General features: G+C 43.4%; 18 protein-coding genes. 12 read left to right on the forward strand and 6 right to left on the reverse strand.

The features are described from left to right. The first annotated feature begins 63 nt into the window (after positions 1-63). The 3 genes from trpB (at position 64) to LIX84_RS06145 (ending at position 2,957) form a co-directional block, all read left to right on the forward strand. Positions 64-1,254, forward strand: a complete 1,191-nt coding sequence (gene trpB, locus LIX84_RS06135) for a tryptophan synthase subunit beta (RefSeq protein WP_005394827.1) — start codon at positions 64-66, stop codon at positions 1,252-1,254. After that, complete coding sequence (gene trpA / locus LIX84_RS06140) at positions 1,254-2,060, forward strand: tryptophan synthase subunit alpha (RefSeq protein WP_109169705.1); 807 nt, start codon at positions 1,254-1,256, stop codon at positions 2,058-2,060. The genes trpB and trpA overlap by 1 nt, the downstream gene beginning before the upstream one ends. Before the next feature lie 201 nt (positions 2,061-2,261). Then, positions 2,262-2,957, forward strand: a complete 696-nt coding sequence (locus LIX84_RS06145; RefSeq protein ID WP_226420910.1) for a Crp/Fnr family transcriptional regulator — start codon at positions 2,262-2,264, stop codon at positions 2,955-2,957. A gap of 122 nt (positions 2,958-3,079) precedes the next feature. Here the strand turns inward: LIX84_RS06145 and LIX84_RS06150 are convergent, their stop codons facing one another. Continuing rightward, positions 3,080-4,621 (reverse strand): long-chain-fatty-acid--CoA ligase, encoded by a 1,542-nt coding sequence (locus LIX84_RS06150; protein WP_226420911.1) that lies wholly within the window; start codon positions 4,619-4,621, stop codon positions 3,080-3,082. A gap of 545 nt (positions 4,622-5,166) precedes the next feature. Here LIX84_RS06150 and LIX84_RS06155 point away from each other — a divergent pair. From LIX84_RS06155 to LIX84_RS06175, 5 genes are all read left to right on the forward strand, one after another. Continuing rightward, complete coding sequence (locus tag LIX84_RS06155) at positions 5,167-6,426, forward strand: dicarboxylate/amino acid:cation symporter (protein ID WP_012841620.1); 1,260 nt, start codon at positions 5,167-5,169, stop codon at positions 6,424-6,426. 155 nt (positions 6,427-6,581) lie between these two features. Continuing rightward, positions 6,582-7,751, forward strand: coding sequence for an acyl-homoserine-lactone synthase (locus LIX84_RS06160; protein ID WP_226420912.1), 1,170 nt, complete (start codon positions 6,582-6,584; stop codon positions 7,749-7,751). 6 nt (positions 7,752-7,757) lie between these two features. Further along, positions 7,758-10,304, forward strand: a complete 2,547-nt coding sequence (gene luxN, locus LIX84_RS06165; RefSeq protein ID WP_145473747.1) for a quorum-sensing autoinducer 1 sensor kinase/phosphatase LuxN — start codon at positions 7,758-7,760, stop codon at positions 10,302-10,304. 111 nt (positions 10,305-10,415) lie between these two features. After that, a complete protein-coding gene (locus LIX84_RS06170; RefSeq protein ID WP_005392851.1) occupies positions 10,416-10,658 on the forward strand; it encodes a hypothetical protein in 243 nt (80 codons plus the stop codon). 203 nt (positions 10,659-10,861) lie between these two features. After that, the gene (locus LIX84_RS06175; RefSeq protein ID WP_005392849.1) at positions 10,862-11,425 is read left to right on the forward strand and encodes a septation protein A; all 564 of its coding nucleotides are present in this window, start codon (positions 10,862-10,864) and stop codon (positions 11,423-11,425) included. Here LIX84_RS06175 and LIX84_RS06180 read toward each other — a convergent pair. After that, positions 11,422-11,661: a hypothetical protein gene (locus LIX84_RS06180; protein ID WP_226420913.1), complete on the reverse strand. Its 240-nt coding sequence runs from the start codon at positions 11,659-11,661 to the stop codon at positions 11,422-11,424. The two genes, LIX84_RS06175 and LIX84_RS06180, sit on opposite strands and share 4 nt — an antisense overlap. Here LIX84_RS06180 and yciA point away from each other — a divergent pair. From yciA to gspS2, 3 genes are all read left to right on the forward strand, one after another. Then, on the forward strand, positions 11,653-12,048 hold the full coding sequence (yciA, locus tag LIX84_RS06185; RefSeq protein WP_005392848.1) for an acyl-CoA thioester hydrolase YciA: 396 nt from the start codon (positions 11,653-11,655) through the stop codon (positions 12,046-12,048). The two genes, LIX84_RS06180 and yciA, sit on opposite strands and share 9 nt — an antisense overlap. A gap of 115 nt (positions 12,049-12,163) precedes the next feature. Further along, positions 12,164-12,460, forward strand: a complete 297-nt coding sequence (locus tag LIX84_RS06190) for a YciI family protein (RefSeq protein WP_005392847.1) — start codon at positions 12,164-12,166, stop codon at positions 12,458-12,460. A gap of 3 nt (positions 12,461-12,463) precedes the next feature. Further along, positions 12,464-12,856, forward strand: coding sequence for a GspS/AspS pilotin family protein (gene gspS2 / locus LIX84_RS06195; RefSeq protein WP_226420914.1), 393 nt, complete (start codon positions 12,464-12,466; stop codon positions 12,854-12,856). 132 nt (positions 12,857-12,988) lie between these two features. On the opposite strand, the gene metE is transcribed toward gspS2, so the two are convergent. Beyond that, positions 12,989-15,271 (reverse strand): 5-methyltetrahydropteroyltriglutamate--homocysteine S-methyltransferase, encoded by a 2,283-nt coding sequence (gene metE / locus LIX84_RS06200; protein ID WP_226420915.1) that lies wholly within the window; start codon positions 15,269-15,271, stop codon positions 12,989-12,991. 278 nt (positions 15,272-15,549) lie between these two features. On the opposite strand from metE, the gene metR reads away from it, so the two are divergent. Continuing rightward, positions 15,550-16,461, forward strand: coding sequence for an HTH-type transcriptional regulator MetR (gene metR / locus LIX84_RS06205; RefSeq protein ID WP_005392844.1), 912 nt, complete (start codon positions 15,550-15,552; stop codon positions 16,459-16,461). A 19-nt stretch (positions 16,462-16,480) separates the two neighbouring features. On the opposite strand, the gene LIX84_RS06210 is transcribed toward metR, so the two are convergent. The 3 genes from LIX84_RS06210 to LIX84_RS06220 form a co-directional block, all read right to left on the reverse strand. Next, a complete protein-coding gene (locus LIX84_RS06210) occupies positions 16,481-16,681 on the reverse strand; it encodes a DUF4250 domain-containing protein (protein WP_005392843.1) in 201 nt (66 codons plus the stop codon). A 153-nt stretch (positions 16,682-16,834) separates the two neighbouring features. Further along, positions 16,835-17,545: a hypothetical protein gene (locus LIX84_RS06215; protein WP_012841615.1), complete on the reverse strand. Its 711-nt coding sequence runs from the start codon at positions 17,543-17,545 to the stop codon at positions 16,835-16,837. A gap of 86 nt (positions 17,546-17,631) precedes the next feature. Next, entirely contained in the window at positions 17,632-20,088 is a 2,457-nt protein-coding gene (locus LIX84_RS06220) for an EAL domain-containing protein (protein WP_226420916.1), read from the reverse strand. Positions 20,089-20,397: the final 309 nt, after the last annotated feature.

Here is a 20,397-nt window from a genome sequence, read left to right on the forward strand (position 1 = left end):
GCTGGATATCAGCTAAAAAATTTAAAGCTATTCGTAGCGAAAAATACGAGAAGGAATATAACGATGGCAAAACTGAATGCCTACTTTGGCGAATACGGCGGTCAGTACGTTCCGCAAATTCTAGTTCCTGCATTGGAGCAACTAGAGCAAGCGTTTATCGACGCGCAAGAAGATCCAGAATTCCGCAGTGAGTTCATGACGCTCCTTCAAGAGTATGCGGGCCGCCCAACGGCTTTAACTCTAACTCGTAACCTAACCAAAGGTACGAAAACCAAACTGTACCTAAAACGTGAAGACCTGCTTCACGGTGGTGCCCACAAGACTAACCAAGTGTTGGGTCAAGCGCTACTTGCGAAACGCATGGGCAAAAACGAAATCATCGCTGAAACTGGCGCAGGTCAACACGGTGTTGCAACCGCACTAGCGTGTGCACTACTTGGCCTTAAGTGTCGCGTTTACATGGGAGCAAAAGACGTTGAGCGTCAGAGCCCGAACGTATTCCGTATGAAGCTAATGGGTGCAGAAGTCATTCCTGTTCACTCGGGGTCAGCGACACTTAAAGATGCATGTAACGAAGCGCTGCGCGACTGGTCTGCGACTTATGAAGACGCGCACTACCTACTAGGTACAGCGGCAGGTCCTCACCCATTCCCAACCATCGTGCGTGATTTCCAACGAATGATCGGTGAAGAAACGAAGAATCAGATTTTGGCACGTGAAGGTCGTCTTCCTGACGCCGTTATCGCGTGTGTGGGCGGTGGTTCAAACGCGATTGGTATGTTTGCTGACTTCATCGAAGAAGAAAGCGTTCGCCTAATTGGTGTTGAGCCAGCAGGTAAAGGTATCGATACCGACCAACACGGCGCACCGCTTAAACATGGTAAAACGGGTATCTTCTTTGGTATGAAAGCGCCATTGATGCAAGATCCAAACGGCCAAGTAGAAGAGTCTTACTCGGTATCCGCTGGCCTTGATTTCCCTTCAGTAGGTCCACAGCACGCACACCTAAACGCAATTGGCCGTGCAGAATACGACAACGTAACTGACGACGAAGCGCTCGAGGCATTCCAAGAACTGGCTCGCAGCGAAGGGATCATCCCAGCTCTAGAGTCTTCTCACGCTCTAGCTCATGCATTGCGCATGGCTCGTGAGAATCCTGAGAAAGAACAACTATTGGTCGTAAACCTATCTGGTCGTGGTGACAAAGACATCTTCACCGTACACGCCATCCTAGAAGAAAAAGGAGTGATTTAATGAGCCGTTATGAGAAGATGTTTGCGCGTCTAAACGAAAAAAACCAAGGCGCATTTGTACCGTTCGTAACGGTTTGCGATCCAGACGCAGAACAATCTTACAAGATCATGGAAACCCTCGTTGAGTCTGGCGCAGACGCCCTTGAACTTGGTATTCCATTTTCAGATCCGCTTGCAGATGGCCCAACCATCCAAGGCGCTAACATTCGTGCGCTGGATTCAGGCGCTACACCAGATATCTGCTTTGAACAAATTGGTAAGATTCGTGCTAAATACCCAGATCTGCCTATTGGCCTTCTGATGTACGCGAACCTAGTTTACTCACGCGGTGTCGAAAACTTCTACGAGCGCTGTGCAAAAGCAGGCATCGATTCTGTTTTGATTGCAGACGTACCAACCAATGAAAGTGCAGAGTTTGTTGCAGCAGCAGAGAAGTTTGGTATTCACCCAATCTTCATCGCACCGCCAACGGCAAGTGACGAAACACTGAAGCAAGTATCAGAACTGGGTGGTGGCTACACTTACTTGCTTTCTCGTGCTGGCGTGACAGGCGCAGAGACAAAAGCAAATATGCCAGTTGGTCACATGTTAGATAGATTAAACCAGTTCGATGCACCGCCAGCGCTGCTTGGCTTCGGTATTTCTGAACCAGCACAGGTGAAACAAGCAATAGAGTCTGGCGCAGCAGGGGCCATCTCCGGCTCAGCTGTGGTGAAAATCATTGAAGCGAATGTCGAGCAGCCACAAATTATGCTCGATAAACTTGGTGATTTTGTGTCAGCGATGAAAGCTGCCACTCAGAAATAACTTCCATTTGATGTAACGCTATAGCGCCCGCTTAACATTCTGTTTAGCGGGCGTTTTCTTGTATGGCGTTTATACCATATCATTTTTTATTCAACGCCCGCACTTTCCAAACCAATCTAAAGCAGAGCAATCAAAGAGTGATAAACTTTGCCACTTAACCAGCACAAATAATAACTAGAGCAGGATGCAGTAAGGTTGCACATGGAAGAAGTCAAAGCATTATTAGCCAAATGTCCTGTATTATCAGGGCTGCCCGAGAAAGGACTTAGTGAAGCAGCACAAATAGCTAAGGTTCGCTGTTTCGACGAAAAAGCACTGATTTGCAATAAAGGGGAACCTCAATCTTCTCTTATGGTCATTGCACAGGGTGCCGTACGAATTAATTCGATGAGTTCAAAAGGCAAAGAAGTCACATTAATGATTTTCGAGGCAGGAGGCTGGTTTGGAGACAATGTTTTTTCTCCCGGCATGCCCCGTATTTTTGGCGCAACCGCGCATTCTGGCGTGACCTTACTGGAACTACCTGGTGATAAGTTTCGCCAATTACTCGCCAAATATCCTCAAAGTTACCCTACGATTCTCGACTTACTTAGCCGCCGCTTATGGTCTGCCATTTCTGTTATCGAAGATGATGCAATTAGAGGAATCGAAGAGCGGATTGCAAGAAGGTTGCTGTTGCTTGCTGAATACCAACACAACCAAGCTATCAATACTCAGCCGTGTGTCGTGAGAGTGACTAGAGAGCATATCGCTAACATGATGGGGCTAACTCGTCAAAGTGTTCATAAAGTACTAAAAAACTTAGAGAGTATTGGGATGCTAGAACTGAAATATGGTTCAGTGACCATTATCAATCCAAAACGCTTAGAAGCGCACATAAAACAACTCGAACAATAGAGTAAACAGATAGTTCATGTGTACACGCTAGCGAGAGATTGCCATCTTCTATTCTTGAGTAACGTGCACAACACCACTCGCTCCAGACAAGTGGCGCTGTGACCCGAAGTTCATTGAATTGACTAAGCCACATTCAATTCAGATTTCAATTCACGCTTTAAAATCTTTCCTGTTGCACTCATCGGGAGATGCTCACGAATTTCAACATAACGAGGATATTTAAAAGAGGCTAACTGCTCTTTGCCCCACTTTTGTATTGTTTCCGCGTCAATGTACTCTCCCGGTTTAAGCACAACGTAAGCCTTTATCTCTTCGCCATACTCTTCATTTGGAATCCCTATCACCGCTACCATTGAGATGGCAGGATGAGTCATAAACACTTCTTCAATTTCTCTAGGGTAAACGTTAAATCCACCTCGAATGATCAGATCTTTCATTCTATCGACGATAAATAGATTACCTGAACTGTCAAAACGGCCAACATCACCAGTATGGAACCAGCCATTTTGTAGCGCGGATTCAGTGACTTCCGGGCGGTCAAGGTATCCCTTCATAACATTATGCCCCCGCACAACAATCTCACCTTCTTCACCGATCGGTAGCGCATTGCCTTCAATGTCGACAACTTTTACTTCAACGCCTTGAATCGGTTGACCTACCGATCCTGGTATACGTTCCTGATCTAAATGATTAAAACATGCAATAGGACTTGTTTCTGATAACCCGTATCCTTCAAGAATTGGGACATTAAATTGTTCCTCAAAGGCTCTAAAGATTTCGGTTGGCAACGGGGCTCCACCGCTGATAGCAACACGTAGTGAGGATGTATCAAATTGGTGCTGGACATGAAGCAAGCCGATATACATCGTTGGCACTCCAGCAAACAACGTCACTTTGTGTTTTTCCATCAGCTCAAGAACATGTTTAGGCTCAAACCTAGGCACTAACACCAAGGTTGCCCCGCCCAAAACACTGGCATTTAAGTGGACGGTTTGACCAAAGGTATGAAATAAAGGCAAAGTTACTAAGTGAATATCATCGGCCTGGCTGCCCATAATGTTTTGTGCCACCAGAGCATTCATTATGATGTTCTGCTGCGTCAGTTCAGCTCCTTTTGGTAAGCCTGTCGTCCCTGATGTATACAAAATAACACAAGTATCATCCGCATTACGCGGTACATAATCTGACAATGGTTCTGCATCCGCTATAAACGCATTGAGAGTTGGCACACCATTCCATTCGTTTTCACTTTGAGATTGAGTCATCACGACCATATTTTCACATATATCAGCCTGCTCAAACGCTTTAACCCCCTCTTTTGCCATTGGCAGTTCTGCTGTCCCTTCAAAACAGAAGTAAAACTTCGCTTTTGAATCTTCTAAGTGATACTTAATTTCTCGCGCTTTCAAAAGCACATTTAATGGGACAGCAACCGCGCCAGCTTTTTGTATCGCATAATAAACAAACGCGAAAAAAGGAATGTTTGGGCATGAGAGCGCAATACGATCGCCCGGAACGACCCCTTTGTTGATTAAAGATGCCGCGATCTTTCCGGTAATCGCATCAAACTGCGCATAAGTTATCTCGACATCACCACATATCAACGCCGTCTTATCTGGTTTACTCGCAGCATTTCTTTGTAATGCAGCAGCAAGATTCATCATAATCGCTTCACCTCTTACTTGTTGATTTTCGTTTTATCGGCTCGGGAGCATTAACAAAGAGAGCACTCCCCTACACTAAAATGTTGGTACTTAATATTTGTCTCGCCCATTCCTGATTAACATTATGTTTACAATGCAATCAAAACTAAGAATGTAAAACAATTAACATTTCACAAAGCTAATTGGTAAAAATGTGAGCTTGAAAGAACTTAATTGTTATAAATATCAATCCAAGTCACGCAAGACGCAGACTACGCTCGCAAACACAAAATCCATCTCAGCTAACAAAAAATAAACAAGAAAAAGAGATAAACAAAAACAATTACACAGCCAATAGGCATAACAAAAATCAATAGCAAACGTTTGCCATTGAACAAAACTTTATCGTTCGTCAATAAAATATCGATTAATCCATCAATAATACCTTGCTGCATATTGCCAATTGTAAACGATAAGTGTAAAAAGCAAGGCGAGATAATTATCCATAAAACCATTTATGGTTAGTGGGTAATTTTAGGATTTTACATTTTATTAGCACAGAGGTTATGGAAGTGTTAAAAGAAAAGAGTTTGCTAAACAACATTGGCGTACAAGTCGTAATCGCCATGATCGTGGGCACAGCCGTTGGTGCCATGATGGGTCATGATGCGACAGTGTTCGCTCCTTTAGGTGCTATCTTTATCAACTTAATCAAAATGTTGGTTATTCCTTTGGTCGCTGTAGCCTTGATTTCTGGTGCAGCTGGTCTTGGGAACAGCCAGTCAGCAGGTAAAGTTGGCATCGTCACTCTAGGTTATTTTGGTTTAACATCCGCCCTCGCCGTTGCGCTTGCACTATTTATGGGTGAAGTATTCCAACCAGGCATGGGTATCGACGTCTCTGGCGTTGAAGGAATGTTCTCAGCAGAATACGCTTCAAAAGGTGAACTACCTACTTTCTGGGCAACCATCACTGGCATGATCCCAACCAACGTTTTCCAATCACTAAATGAAGCAAACATCCTACAGATCCTCGTTTTTTGTATGTTCTTTGGTATTGCAATTTCTAAGCAAGCAAAAGAGCGTCGTGAGCCAATCATTAATGGTGTTAACTGCATCGTTGACGCAATGGTTTGGATGATCAACAAAGTGATGATCATTGCCCCTATCGGCGTGTTCGGTCTGATGGCAGAAGCAGTCGGTACATTCGGTTTTGGCGCACTAATGGTGGTATTCAAACTGTTCGTTGTTTACGTTGCCGCAATCCTAATCTTCGGTTTCGTTGTTTACCCAGCAATGGTGCATATTTTCACCAAGACATCAGCGAAGAAGTTCCTGTCTTCAATGAAAAAGCCACAAGCTGTTGCGCTTTCAACGGCCTCTTCTATGGCAACACTGCCTGTCACAATGGACACCTGTGAAAAAGAACTGGGCGTAAAAAATTCAACCGCGTCATTTGTTCTGCCTCTAGGCGCAACGATCAACATGTCAGGTAATGCGATTTACTATGGCTTGGTTGCTATCTTCTTTGCTCAACTGTTCAATATCGATCTAGGTATGGGCGCTTACATTGCAATTATCGTAACGTCTACATTGGGTGCGGTTGGTCAAGCAGGTGTTCCTGGTCCTTCTTTCCTAGTGGTTGCCGTGCTTCTTGCCGCTGGCATTCCAATCGAAGGTTTACCACTGCTATTCGCTCTTGACCGTATTTTCGATATGATTCGTACAGCACTAAACATCACAGGTGATGCAGCATGTGCAGTTATCGTTGATGCGCTAATTGAAGAGGAAGCGGCAGAAGCTGAGCTTAAAAAGCAAGAAGCTTAGTCCTTTCTCGAATGAACTAAAAACCGCTCACTATGAGCGGTTTTTTTGTCTTTTCTTGCATTACGTAACTATATAAATAGAAACCAATAGCATAAATTTATCAAAATGATATAAACCATTACAAAATATAAAAAACGTCAGAACTAGGTTATATCATGAGTCTTAAGCTGTCTTTGGAGCCCCTCGCCAGTACAGATTTGCCGATCGAGTCAAAACAACAGGCGCTGGTTGACACGGTCCTTCTTACTCTTACACCGCAAGAAAGGTCTTATCTTTTTCAACAAGTTGCTTTGTATAGAATAAAGCTTCTCAAGTCCCTCTTTCCTAAATACGCATCTAAGAGTCTGTCCGTACTGTTTGAATTAATGGATTATCGAGATTTAGTACAGCAGTATCCAACGCCTTTCTCCGAAGAGGCGCTCTTACTTGAACAAGTTGCCGCAGATTGTTACCCGCATTGGATGGTTTTCTGGTGTGAATGTGAGATTGCTGCGATCAAACAAAAATCTCTGTTAAACGATCAATCAAAAAACCAACTAGAACTTCCGCTCAAAGACGAAGTATACTACGGAGTGGTAATTGATAAGATCGAAGAATCCCAGCTTATGGTGTGCACACCAAACCATCCGCACATTATGACTATCAGCGATGCTGTGGCGTTAACTAACCTTGAACTTTTTATCAAAGGTAATAAATGGTTTGAGATGCTACCTCTCCTATCCATGTCGCAAACTGGAAAACACTTTCTTTTACTCAAACGATCAGGCTTTGAAAAAACCAAAGTGCTTGTTTCTTCGATGCTCATTCAGGATTGGGAGACTCGGGACTCTTGGCTAAGCTATACACCACAATTTAGCAATTCAAAGTGGAACTATTGCTTCCCTAACTCAGCCTTTTCGAACCTAAAACGCTTGGGAATTATAGAATCAACCAGCTCTTCAAAGATTCAGTCTATCGAAGAGTTTGACAACATAGTGAAAACAGCACTAATAAATAAGCATAAGGTTTGTGAAATCCTTAGATTAGCAGTCACTGGAAATACACGGCAGAAACTTTATTATATATATCTTACTCAAAAAAAACTCACTCAATTATTGCATGAACTTGGATATAAAATTAGTTTTACAGTTATAGACCAACCATTTATCCTCGATTTTTACTCTAACATCAAAGAGGAAGGATACTACAATTTAGGATTTTGTGATTTAAATAATGATCATATTTTAACTTATCGTGGTTTATGGAATATAAACATATTGAAAGACGAGTTTAATAAAATATCTTTTTTTGATTATATTAGATTAGTTAAGAAGGTAAAAGGATAAAAAGAGATGCAAATTTCCAAATTACCAACAATTCTGATATTGTACCCAAAAGCAACCGCACTCCTTTTAATAGTTTTACTGGTATTTATTTGGTTGATTTATTATTGCATCCAGTTGACAAACAAAGAAGAAAAGATATTAGGCACCTACCATTTCTCGTACATTGCTTATTCTGCCTGCATTATTGGGTGGATTATCAGTAATGCTTATTTTCATACCAACTTTCTCCCAAAACTAGGGGCTGATTTCGGTATCGTTATGGCACGAGTAGCCAACATTACCTCTTCATTAGCCTTCTGTTTCGCCTATTACTTTTCATGCCAACTGTCTGCCGAGCAGAGGAAAAGCAATATATACCTATGGCAAAGGTGGCTCATAACCATTGTTGTTTTTTATTCCATATCAGTGAACATAACGCCTGGACTAACCGTAGAGAACATTAGCATAATCAACACCAGCCAATTCATAATTGAGTTTGGAAACCAAACGCCATACTTTTTTTTCACTATGTTTTGTTTGATGATTCTTTGTTTAGGTAATCTTATTACCATGCGTAAATATAGCAATCGTCTAGCTCTAGCAAAAACAAGTTACATGATCGCTGGGATATTAGTGTACATGTTATCCACAGTCGTCATACAAATAGGCATTACTTACTTCCTAAAGGATTTCTCGTTAACTTGGCTTCCTCCGGCATTATCAGTGAGCGAAATGTTATTTGTTGGCTATGCATTGTTAACATCACGATTTTACAGTATAAAATACCTTGCCTATTTGATATTAAGCGCTCTTTTCGCCTGTATGCTTCTGACTATTCCTCTTGGGATAATATTTATTCCACTCTCTGATAATGTACAGTGGTTAGTTGCAATACCTATATGTGCTTTAATAGGGATGACTTGGAGAGTCTTATATGAAAAAGTAGGTTATTGTACAGCACTTTTAATTTATGGTACCAAAAAAACGCCTGTACAAAAAATATTGGAATTAGAAAAGGATTTTAAAATATCTATCGACGATGCAATGCGTCGCCTTGGTACACTACTACAAATCCCAGATGACAAATTACGCTTGGTCACAAGTAACTATAACGAGGCGTTTTACGAGAGATATCTGTCATCGAACAGAACAGTATTAATTTTGGATGAACTATCACAGGAATTAGAACACAAAATATCGGTCAAAAACTCTATAAAAGTGCTCTACGATAGAATGAGTTCTAATGATACCGCTCTTGTTATGCCATTATTTGGTCATTGCAAATCCGTTAGCCACTTTTTAGTCTCGCCTCACAAACTTAACAATCAAATGTTCTGTAATGAAGAAATCTCAGCACTACAGACCTTATTGACCCGTATACAAAGCTCAATAGAAGCAGATCGGCGTATAAGACAGAGTCATGCGTTGGCGAATTCAATTGCCCATGAAATGCGTAACCCTCTCGCTCAAGTGCAATTACAACTTGAAACCTTAAAACAGCATATTGAATCAAACGCTTCACTTGATACGTTAAAGAGAGAGATTGATAAAGGAGAAGCAGCGATTCAACGCGGTCGCCAATTGATCGACATCATTTTGCGAGAAGTCAGCGACAGCTCACCTGAGCATGAGCATTTAGACATTACTTCAATACATAAGGCCGTCGATCAAGCGGTCAGCCGTTATGGCTTTGAAAACGATCAAATAATCGAAAGAATCAACCTGCCCCAAGAGCACGATTTTGTCGTGAAATTAAACGAGACTCTGTTTAACTTTGTCATTTTCAATTTAATTCGCAATGCTATCTACTATTTTGATTCTTATCCCGATAGTCAAATTGAGATTCGTACTCAAACAGGGGCCTATGAAAACGTTCTGATCTTCCGAGATAGTGGTCCTGGCATTGATAGCAGTATTTTACACAAGATATTTGACGAATTTTTCTCGTACCAGAAAAGTGGCGGCAGCGGCCTTGGCTTAGGCTACTGTCAACGCGTTATGCGCTCTTTTGGCGGACGAATTGAGTGCCAGTCTGAATTGGGCGAATTTACAGAGTTCTACTTGTATTTCCCGGTCGTTCCAAACGCCCCCAAGCCAGAGACGTTGAGAGCACCGGACTTCAATGGCTGGAAAGTAAATGCACCACATTCTGAACCTCGCACAACCCAACACGTACAAGTAACCAACGATGCACCAACAGTGCTCATTGTTGATGACAAAGAGGTGCAGCGTACTTTGGTTCAAATGTACTTAAAGAGGCTGGGAGTCAACAGCTTACAAGCAAATAATGGCGCTTCTGCGGTGGAGCTATTTCAGTCGCACAAGATTGATTTGGTGCTTATGGATGTACAGATGCCAGTGATGAATGGATTTGACGCAAGCCAACGAATTAAGCAAATTGCGTCTTCCGTTCCGATCATCGCACTATCTGGAGAGTCTGGAGCCAAAGAGCTGGAGCTCATTGCGAAACTCATGGATGACAGACTTGAAAAGCCAACCACATTAAATGCGCTCCAAACCGTCATCAAGCGCTGGTTGCAACATGAGAGTTTTGCTACTTCCAACACTTTCTAATTTGCGAAGATAAAACTGGCACTAGATGTGCATTACTGAAGTAAATCGAATTATCCAGAGGGTCAAGCAAGCTGCAAATGGTTAGCGGATGAGCTTGATAAGGAGATCGCCATGTTACTTCATCGACACACATACTACGGCTTGATTCATCATGGAATCAAAGCACTACTACTCGATCGCTTAGGCCACTATACAGAAGAAGAATACCATCAGTATCTGAGCCTAATGACCGGCAAATCCACTTGCTTTACGATGTCTCTCGAAGAGCTTGAAGCAACCGTTGATAACCTGTTACGTGAAGGCTATTTAGAAGATGTCAAAACGCTTATTTCTCAATATCAACGTGTTGCTTAAATCTTAAATTCTATCAACTCAATTGCCGCTCTATCGCGGCAATTTTTATGCCTTCGATTTACTACTTCATCTTTGCGAAATGTTGCTTGTTGTATCATTCAGTCAGGGGATTACTTCTCTTACCTCTAACCTTGACGGTATTCACATCTTGTCAGATTCCGTTAGACTGTCTTCAATTCACTAATTAGGTAGATTTTGCCACCATGAAGCAAATCCTAGATTTTATCCCACTCATCGTCTTCTTCGCTTTGTACAAGATGTACGACATCTACGCAGCAACAGGAGCGCTGATCGTTGCAACGGCAATTCAGCTTGTCGTCACCTATGCTCTGTATAAAAAAGTCGAGAAAATGCAGCTAATTACGTTCGTTATCGTGACGATATTCGGCAGCATGACCCTTTTCTTCCACGACGACAATTTCATAAAATGGAAAGTCACCATCATTTATGTGATTCTAGCTATCGGTTTAGCAGCGAGTCACGCAATGGGGAAATCGGCCATTAAAGGCATGTTGGGCAAAGAAATTTCACTACCTGATGCTATTTGGGCGAAGATCAACTGGGCTTGGGTCGGCTTCTTCTCATTCTTTGCTGGTCTGAACATTTATATCGCTTACGAGCTACCACTGGATGTTTGGGTCAACTTCAAAGTATTCGGAATGTTGATTGCGACATTTGCCTACATGATTGCGACTGGCTTCTACATTTACAAGCACATGCCAAAAGAACAAAAAAATAACTCATCCGATGTGTCGACTGATGATTAAAAGCTCAGTTTTGCTATAATCCGCGCACTTTGCAGCGACCTTCGGGTCGCTGTTTTGCTCCATGTATCACTAAACCGATCAAACGGCATACCGGAATCAGACCATTCTTGCTGCTGTAAACCAACTTTCTCTGGTCCGGTATCTGCGGTTTTTTTAAGGACCTTTGGTTCTAGGTATTTACTATGTTGGCGCTTAGTTTGAGCGCCTTTAAGATTTAGGATGTCACTATGAGTCAAGAAATTAGCTCTCCGAGAGGTCAACTGCTGCTTCGTACCCTTGCAATGCCTGCCGATACTAATGCCAATGGCGATATTTTTGGTGGTTGGATTATGTCTCAGCTCGACCTAGCAGGTGCGATTCTGGCCAAAGAGATCTCTTCTGGTCGCGTTGTTACCGTTTCAGTGTCCAGCATTACCTTCAAGAAGCCTGTAGGTGTTGGCGATGTCGTTTGCTGCTATGGCGAATGCACTAAGATTGGTCGCACCTCAATGAGTGTCGATCTGGAAGTATGGGTCAAGCCGGTAAAAGCACACGGTGTCGGCGAGCGCTTCATGGTTTGTGATGCGACTTTCAACTACGTAGCCATTGACAGTGAAGGCAAACCACGGCCGGTTCAGAATTAGTCAACCTACAGCGCTAACTGTTAGAAAGGATCTCACATTTTCTGTTGTTCACTTGTGAGAGACACAAAAAAGGCGTTAAATTAACACTTTACCCTACCAATTAAGGAACTATGCTATGTGGTATGTCATCTTTTCTCAGGACGTCGAGAACTCGCTGGAAAAACGCATGAGCGTTCGCCCGCAACACTTGGAGCGCTTACAAAAGCTTCAAGACGAAGGTCGCCTTCTTACTGCTGGCCCTATGCCTGCGATAGACTCTGACAACCCAGGAGAAGCTGGATTTACGGGCTCGACTGTCATCGCTGAGTTCGCCTCTCTAGAAGACGCTAAAGCGTGGGCAGAAGCCGATCCTTACGTAGCGGCTGGTGTTTACGATAATGTAATCGTGAAACCGTTCAAAAAAGTGTTTTAATTTATGAAAAAATTACTGTGTCTTTTCTTGGCATTTGGTGCGTTAGCGGGCTGTTCATCTACTGATGATAATCAACGCCAGCTTGAGCTATTGGCATCAAACCGAGCGGGAGTCTTGTCCGCAGGTCTCCCTTTGGAATACGGTCCACTGCAGATAATGCGTGTCTCATCCAATAAAAATGTTGTTGAAATGATGATGATTTATAACGATGACGCACTCGGTGCAAAGCCGTTAAATCAAGTACTGAATACCAGTATCTACACCTATTGCAATAACCCGGAAGTTCGTAAGCAAATTGATATGGGCTTAATGTACCTTATTAAAGTGCGTAACTCTCGCGGTCAGTTGATGGCAGATGAGTTGGTTTCCGCGCAAACTTGTACTCAAATGAAATAGTCACAGTGAGTACGTTGTTTTCGATACGAGCAATTCATCCGCTATTGCGGGATAGTATAACGACGAAAATGAACGGCTAAGAATAGAAAAACGGAGACAACGGTCTCCGTTTTTATTTGCTAAAAAGGTGCCTTACGCCAGCTCAGCACGAAGTTTCTTCGCCGCTGACACGAGGTTCGCCAATGCCGCTTCTGTCTCTGCCCAGTTACGTGTTTTCAGACCACAGTCTGGGTTCACCCACAAACGTTGTACCGGAATCTTTTCTGCCGCTTTCTTTATTAGGCCTTCAATCCACTCTTCCGTCGGAATGTTTGGTGAGTGAATGTCATAAACACCTGGACCGATTTCATTCGGGTAATTGAACTCTTCAAACGCTTTAAGCAGTTCCATATTTGAGCGTGATGTTTCAATGGTAATCACATCTGCATCGAGCGCCGCGACTGAATCAATGATTTCATTGAACTCGCTGTAACACATGTGAGTGTGAATCTGAGTCTCTGGTTTTGCACTCGCTGCCGAGATCTTAAATGCATCCACCGCCCATTCTAAATACGCTTTGTGATCGCGCTTTTTCAACGGCAGACCTTCACGAATCGCAGGCTCATCGATTTGAATGATATTGATGCCTGCATCTTGCAGATCAGAAACCTCATCACGCAGTGCCAGTGCCAGTTGCTGGGCGATTTCTTGACGAGTAATGTCTTCACGCGGGAATGTCCAACATAAAATCGTTACCGGGCCCGTCAGCATACCTTTCATCTGCTTGCTGGTTAGCGATTGTGCGTACGTCGACCATTCCACCGTAATCGGCTTTTCACGCTCAATGTCGGCAACCACAATGGCTGGTTTCACACAGCGAGAGCCATAACTCTGTACCCAACCAAATTTCGTCGTTTGGAAGCCCGCCAAGTTCTCCGCGAAGTATTCTACCATGTCGTTACGCTCAGCTTCACCGTGAACAAGCACATCTAGGTCAAGGGCTTCTTGGCGTTTTACGGCATCCGCAATATGTCCTTTTAGCGCTTGGATATAGTCGGACTCAGATAACTGGCCAGTGCGATAAGCGCTGCGCTGAACACGAATTTCACCCGTTTGAGGGAAAGAACCGATTGTCGTGATTGGCAACAGAGGCAAGCCCAATACTTCAGCTTGATGCGCAGCACGCTCCGCGTAAGGTGCGCTGCGCTCGGCAAGTGACGCAGTAATACTGTTTAAACGTGCTTGAACTTGTGGCTTATTCACATGCGTTGCCGTTTTACGTGCTTTGATTGGCTGGCTGTAGGTATCACAAGCGAGAATCGCATCTTGATCACCATCGAGTGCTCGGCCAAGCAAGGCGACTTCTGTTACTTTTTGTTTTGCGAACGCAAACCAGCTTTTCACTTCTTCACTCAGTTCTGTTTCCAGTTCCAGATCAACCGGGCTATGTAGCAGAGAGCATGAGCTCGCAACCCAAAGGTTGTCGCCCAGTTTTTCTTTTACTGGCTGTAGACGTTCAAGTTGTGCACTCAAATCCGAGCGCCACACGTTACGACCATTGACCACGCCAGCAGACAGCACCCAACCCTCCGGTAGTTTGGCAACCACGTCGTCAAGCTGTTGAGGCGCGGCAGACAAATCAACGTGTAAACCGTCCACTGGCAGCTCAACAATTTTGTCTAACGTATCGCTTATAGAGTCAAAGTACGTCGTTAGCAGCACTTTTACATCGCTTCGAATCACTTGGTACGCTAGCTTGAACGCGTCAGCCCACTGACTTTCAAGCTCTAGTGACAAAATTGGCTCATCAATCTGAACCCACTCAACACCTTGACTCGCGAGCTTTGCCAAAATAGCTTGGTAAGCCGTAAGCAATCGTGGCAGTAGCGTCAGGCGATCGAACCCTTCTTCTACCTCTTTACCTAAGTAAAGATAACTGACTGGGCCAAGCAAAACTGGCTTCACTTTATGCCCAGCTTGGGTTGCTTCGTTGACTTCTTCAAACAGTTGAGGCCAGCTCACTTCAAATGTATCGTCCTTGCTAAATTCAGGTACGATGTAGTGGTAGTTTGTGTTGAACCATTTAGTCATATCCGATGCTGCAGCGCCCGCACAGCCGCAACCCGCTTGAGATTGACCGCGACCCACTTTGAATAGCGTATCCAAATCAGGGAAACCGTCTGCGTGACGTTTTGGCACGTGACCCAGTAACAACGTGGTCGTCAGTACATGATCGTACCAAGCGAAATCGCCAGCGATGGTAAAACTCAAGCCAGCATCTGTTTGTGTTTGCCAGTTTTTAGCGCGCAGATCTGCCCCAACCTTTTTAAGCTCTGCTTGATCAATTTCTCCGCGCCAGTATTTTTCCTGAGCGAATTTTAATTCTCGTTTTTCACCGATGCGTGGATAACCTAGTACGTGCGTTGTTGTAGCCATGTCCCTATTCCTTTTTCAATCTTGTTCAATTTGTTTAAGTCAGAGCATCTTTCGTCATGAAAGATGTCTGGATGGCTAAACTATCACTCTCATCTGCGGTTTGAACAACGTCCATTTATTCAACTTGTTTATTAAAAAAATTCATCATGAGGCGACATGATTCGCAAATAAACACAACAAACAGACGTCTAGACGTTTACATATCCATTTTTTGTCGTTAAGTTATTTATACGATTGCTATTCTGTTCATAGCGAGCAACAAAGGATGAAAGGAATTCATGATAGAGCTAAAACATTTGCGGACACTCACTTCGCTTCGAGACACCGGCTCTCTAACCGCGACCGCGACCGCGTTGCATCTCACTCAATCGGCCTTGTCTCACCAGATCAAAGATTTAGAGGCACGGATTGGGGGACAATTATTCCTTAGAAAAACTCGTCCGGTAAAGTTCACTTCAGAGGGAGAAATCCTATTGCGTCTTGCAGAAGATATTCTTCCCAAACTCGCAAGAGCAGAAAATGATTTGGCAAGCTTGAAAGAAGACGTCAATGGTCGGTTGCATATGGCGATTGAATGTCACTCATGTTTCCAATGGCTCATGCCTGCTCTTAGGGAATATCAACTTGCCTGGCCTAGCGTAACACTGGATTTTTCATCAGGTTTTGGCTTTGAACCACTTCCTGCACTGTTAGCTGGCGAGTTGGATCTCGTTATCACGTCAGATATTCAACCTCGTTCTGAAGTGCATTATGAACCTTTATTCGACTTTGAAATGCGCTTAATTACCGCGACCAACCACCCACTGGCGGAAAAAGAAGTTATTGATCCGCAAGATCTCGCAGATCAAACCATGCTCTCTTATCCGGTTCAAAAACAAAGGCTAGACGTCGTAAAACACTTCTTGCAGCCAGCGGGTGTAGAGCCCGCCAAATGGAAGCAAGCCGACAATACTCTGATGTTAGTGCAAATGGTCTCCGCAGGATTAGGGGTTGCAGCACTGCCAAATTGGGCGATTTCTGAATTTTCTCGCCAAGGGCTTATTACCAGTAAACCTTTTGGCCAAGGCTTATGGCGTCGCTTATTTGCTGCAACGCGTCACTCAGAGAAAGATAAACGTTACTTACAAGCCTTTTTCGCAACCGCAAGGCTACAATGTAAAAGCCACCTTGACGGAATCAAGATGGCTTAGGGATATGGATTAAGAAGGTTTAGCGTTGATATGCTTTAAATTGGTTGGTCAATGGATCGTACTGATAACCAAGCATATCAAGCTTGCCTACTACGGACTCTACATCCATTTCATACACCGATACTAACTCGTCAAAACTGTCGCACTCTAAACGTAGCTTTTCATTGACGATACCTAGCAAAATAATGCTATCCAAATTACCTACATTGCTTAAATCCATCGCGACTCTCCTCTTCGACAAGGTATATAAACAAGCGTAGACGTAATCACGTGAATTTAAAGTGAGCGCGATCCAAAACGTGAGTGCCTTATACTCAAGCAACCTAGAAAGGACTTGAGTACAAGCAGTATTGATCTGTTTCTCGACTCGAGATTAAGCCGCCAGAGAGAATAAACCTTGTAGGCTCGTCATTGACGCGAGCGCGAGCAACAGGGCGACGCTCAGTTGAACCTTTTCCGGTTTTTTATGTGTGAAGATATGCCAACACCAAACAATGATTGAAGAAATTAGCATGGCTAAAGACAACAAAATTGGTTGTGTTGCGGCGCTCAATGTCGCTTCATTTAACTGGTAAGAAGCAAATAGAGTTGCGATTACCAGCAGCATTCCAGACACAATGCCCGTAACTGGCAAAATGCGGTGAAATGCCTGCAATCTGCTACGAGCGATAGTCAGAAGCAATTGAGAAAATGACGCCCCAAGGAAAAATATCATTATTGCCATCGCAATAGACGCAGGCCAGCTTGGCTGTTCAAATGCTTGAATACTTACATACGCAAAAGCCAAACCATTCGCTAAATGCATCGCCCAAAGAGGGCCTTTTTCACGCGTTTTCTTGGTTTGAACCTGGGAGTAGAAATAGAAAATAGCGAACACGATCATAAATGCTTCAATGCGAAGAGAAGCAACCGCAAGCCACAATAACGCCACTGCTGGCAACATTTTATGAAGACGGCCTCTCTGACCCGGACAAATATCGCCCTTGATGAGAAGTAAAGTCAGTAGCGCTTGCGCGCCAAATAGCATCGGAGGAAAAGTAACCAGCAATTGTTGAATCATGTTAAATGCACGCTCAAAAGTCATTTTGGGGTGGCGATAATAGCAAATCACCTATCGTCAAACCACCGAAAGTCTATCCCCAAATGTACTAGAACAGCGAGACTTTTTATTCAACAAGAAGCGAGATACTTCAACGCATCTTCTTGAGTTAACACGCCTCTGTATTCTTCTTTTTCATCACATAAAACCCACGGGAAGCGAATGCCTGTTTTGATTAGCTCTCGAATAGCAGCGACGGACAAATGCGCATTGACGAGCACAAACTCCGTGCTCATTATCTGGTTAACCGGGCGTTTCCAAATCCAATTTTCTCGCTCAGTCTCTAATTCTGTCCCCATGGAAGGCGTTAGGTGTAAGTTAACTTGCTCTTTGGTAACTAAGCCAACACAGCGCTTTTCGTTAATGACAACCAACGGCGAACTTGGACTTAAATTCATATATTCCACCGCCAACGATAATGGCTCCCCGGGATCAAGGTGTCTGACCTCTTCATGGCTCAGTGATTGCAATACATCATCTTGTTTTGGTTTGACAGCAACACCCGAAAACAAATGTTCGTAACTTTCCGCTTTCTCCATCAAATCGACAGGCCGAGCACGAGAGAACAAAAAGCCTTGCATGTAATCCACACCTATTTCAGCCAATGTTTGAAGCTCCTGTTCTGACTCCACGCCCTCGGCAACCACTTTTACATTCATTTGCTGAGCAAGATCAGTGACCATTTTGACAATATTATAACTGGTATTGCCATGCTGAATGTTCTTAACGAATTTTCGGTCGATTTTCAGTAAATCAAACTGCCCTTTCTCTAGGTAAGAAAAAGAAGAATACCCTGTACCGAAGTCATCAATCGCTATTTTAATGCCCTCTTTGCGCACTTGCTCTAGCGCTTGCGTATGCTCTTCGTCTTGCTCAAAATACGCTGTTTCCGTCAGCTCAATCGTGACTCGTTTAGGATCGACACCACTGGCTTTAATTAGGTCATGCGAACGCTGAAGAACCTGGAGCGAATCCAATTTAGTATTCAGTGAGCGATTGATGGTTAACCCTATTTCCTCGCCATATATGTCTTGCAAGCGCGGAAAGTGCTTGAGCGCGGCTTGACAAACCTCATCATCCAGAGCCGCAATCAACTCTAAATCTTCAATAACAGTAATCATCTCTTGAGTGCTATAGGCATCACTTTCATGATAAAAGCGCGCTAAGGCCTCGAACTTAACGACTTTACCAGTTCGGCTGTCAATGATTGGTTGAAAATGAACATCCACCAGCCCACTGTCTATTTGCGCTTCCAAAAACGCCTCTAAATGCTGGCGTTTTACTAACTCAGAATGAAGCTCACTATTATAAAAATTAAAATAGCCACCTTCTCCAGAAAGTGAGGACAACATCGCCTGGGCTGCATGCGCTAACGCTTGCTTTGGCCTGTTTGTATCATAGCCGAGGATTGACACACCCGTTTGTCCCTCGACGATAGTGGTATGCATTTTTGTTCCCATTTCATTCCTAAGCTCAGTGAAGAACCCTTTCATTGCAATTTGAATCAAACGTAAAGGACTTAGCCATTGACAGTGAGGAGTTTGTAAACAGACAACAAACACATCCCTAGAAAGTTGACCCGCTATACTGGTGTAGCGGCTTCGCATAATAAAATCGGCGAAGCCTAGTTGCTGTTCAAGTAAGCATTTTTCAGAAAAATTTGGTCTGAGAGTCATGACGATATTGAGTTCTTTACTCCCACTTTCGTTCGCCAAATTAGCTAATTGCAGTTCGAACTCTTCTCTAGAAGGCAAAAAAGCTGACCAATCATGTTGTTGTTCACAGCGATTTTTCATCCACAACAAGGAAGCCGAAATGTCAGTAGAGAAGCCGAGATAAAGAATCCGTCCAGAATGAAATGTTAGCCGATAGATACAAAGATGATGCGCCTGATTACTACCATTTGCAGTTCTACTCAATAAATTACCGCTCCAGTATCCTTCATCATCAATATGTTGCCAGAGCTGGTCGTAAAACGCCTGACTATGGTGAGATGTGCTAAAGATATAGGTTTTAAGTCCAACCAAATCACGGTTTTGATAACCCATTTGCAATTCAAAGGCACGGTTACAACCTAAGATTCGGGTGTCTTCGTCCGCGACTAAAACCCCTACGTTCGGTAAATCAAATATCGTTTCGAGAATTTTCGCTAACTCTTCGCAGCCAGTGATCGTCAATTGCGGGATGATAGAGCCTTGAACAATACGTTCATTGAGCTTTTCAAAGCTAATTGTGACATGTATTAAGCGAGCTTCATTAAGCATCATGCAACAAGAAAAACGACCTTGCCCACCTAGGATCTCCACTTCTAAAATTCGTTGCCTTAGTGTTTCCTGTTGCCCCATCAGCATATGCTCAAACAAATCATCTAAACAGGTGACAGGCGTATTTAACCCAAAAGCATTTGCCATTCCTTGCTGGTCGCATTCGAACTCGCGAGTATCAATCTTGTAAGACCATTCAATCACTGGAGTCGGATTGGATGTCGGTTGCACTTTTTCATGTGCTATTGTTGTTGAGTCACTCATTCCCTAGCCCCCTTTTTAATTAGCCTCATGCTCAGGGTTCGTAGTCAACGTGCCTTATTCCATTTGGGACCTGCTGATCCTCTTGTAAAATAGATTCTGGCAACGTAAGCCAATCGACTTAGAACCTTTTCAGAGCTTGTTCGGCTTTTTGCATTTTCCTATGCATTAATTTGATTATAGGCGTTGTTTTTAATAAGCACATCATTGCTTATTGGTTGTATTAACATTGCGACATTTTTCACGACTCGACCTATAACCATGAGGCTTTCAAGGTGATATTAGACATAAAATCGCCGATATGGCCTTGAT

The sequence above is a fragment of the Vibrio sp. E14 genome (assembly GCF_020515785.1).
Classification (GTDB): domain Bacteria; phylum Pseudomonadota; class Gammaproteobacteria; order Enterobacterales; family Vibrionaceae; genus Vibrio; species Vibrio diabolicus.

Coding starts and splice junctions, on each gene's coding strand:
- trpB (WP_005394827.1), top strand. CDS start 64: ATGGCAAAACTGAATGCCTACTTTGGCGAATACGGCGGTCAGTACGTT.
- trpA (WP_109169705.1), top strand. CDS start 1,254: ATGAGCCGTTATGAGAAGATGTTTGCGCGTCTAAACGAAAAAAACCAA.
- LIX84_RS06145 (WP_226420910.1), top strand. CDS start 2,262: ATGGAAGAAGTCAAAGCATTATTAGCCAAATGTCCTGTATTATCAGGG.
- LIX84_RS06150 (WP_226420911.1), bottom strand. CDS start 4,621: ATGATGAATCTTGCTGCTGCATTACAAAGAAATGCTGCGAGTAAACCA.
- LIX84_RS06155 (WP_012841620.1), top strand. CDS start 5,167: ATGGAAGTGTTAAAAGAAAAGAGTTTGCTAAACAACATTGGCGTACAA.
- LIX84_RS06160 (WP_226420912.1), top strand. CDS start 6,582: ATGAGTCTTAAGCTGTCTTTGGAGCCCCTCGCCAGTACAGATTTGCCG.
- luxN (WP_145473747.1), top strand. CDS start 7,758: ATGCAAATTTCCAAATTACCAACAATTCTGATATTGTACCCAAAAGCA.
- LIX84_RS06170 (WP_005392851.1), top strand. CDS start 10,416: ATGTTACTTCATCGACACACATACTACGGCTTGATTCATCATGGAATC.
- LIX84_RS06175 (WP_005392849.1), top strand. CDS start 10,862: ATGAAGCAAATCCTAGATTTTATCCCACTCATCGTCTTCTTCGCTTTG.
- yciA (WP_005392848.1), top strand. CDS start 11,653: ATGAGTCAAGAAATTAGCTCTCCGAGAGGTCAACTGCTGCTTCGTACC.
- LIX84_RS06190 (WP_005392847.1), top strand. CDS start 12,164: ATGTGGTATGTCATCTTTTCTCAGGACGTCGAGAACTCGCTGGAAAAA.
- gspS2 (WP_226420914.1), top strand. CDS start 12,464: ATGAAAAAATTACTGTGTCTTTTCTTGGCATTTGGTGCGTTAGCGGGC.
- metE (WP_226420915.1), bottom strand. CDS start 15,271: ATGGCTACAACAACGCACGTACTAGGTTATCCACGCATCGGTGAAAAA.
- metR (WP_005392844.1), top strand. CDS start 15,550: ATGATAGAGCTAAAACATTTGCGGACACTCACTTCGCTTCGAGACACC.
- LIX84_RS06210 (WP_005392843.1), bottom strand. CDS start 16,681: ATGGATTTAAGCAATGTAGGTAATTTGGATAGCATTATTTTGCTAGGT.
- LIX84_RS06215 (WP_012841615.1), bottom strand. CDS start 17,545: ATGACTTTTGAGCGTGCATTTAACATGATTCAACAATTGCTGGTTACT.
- LIX84_RS06220 (WP_226420916.1), bottom strand. CDS start 20,088: ATGAGTGACTCAACAACAATAGCACATGAAAAAGTGCAACCGACATCC.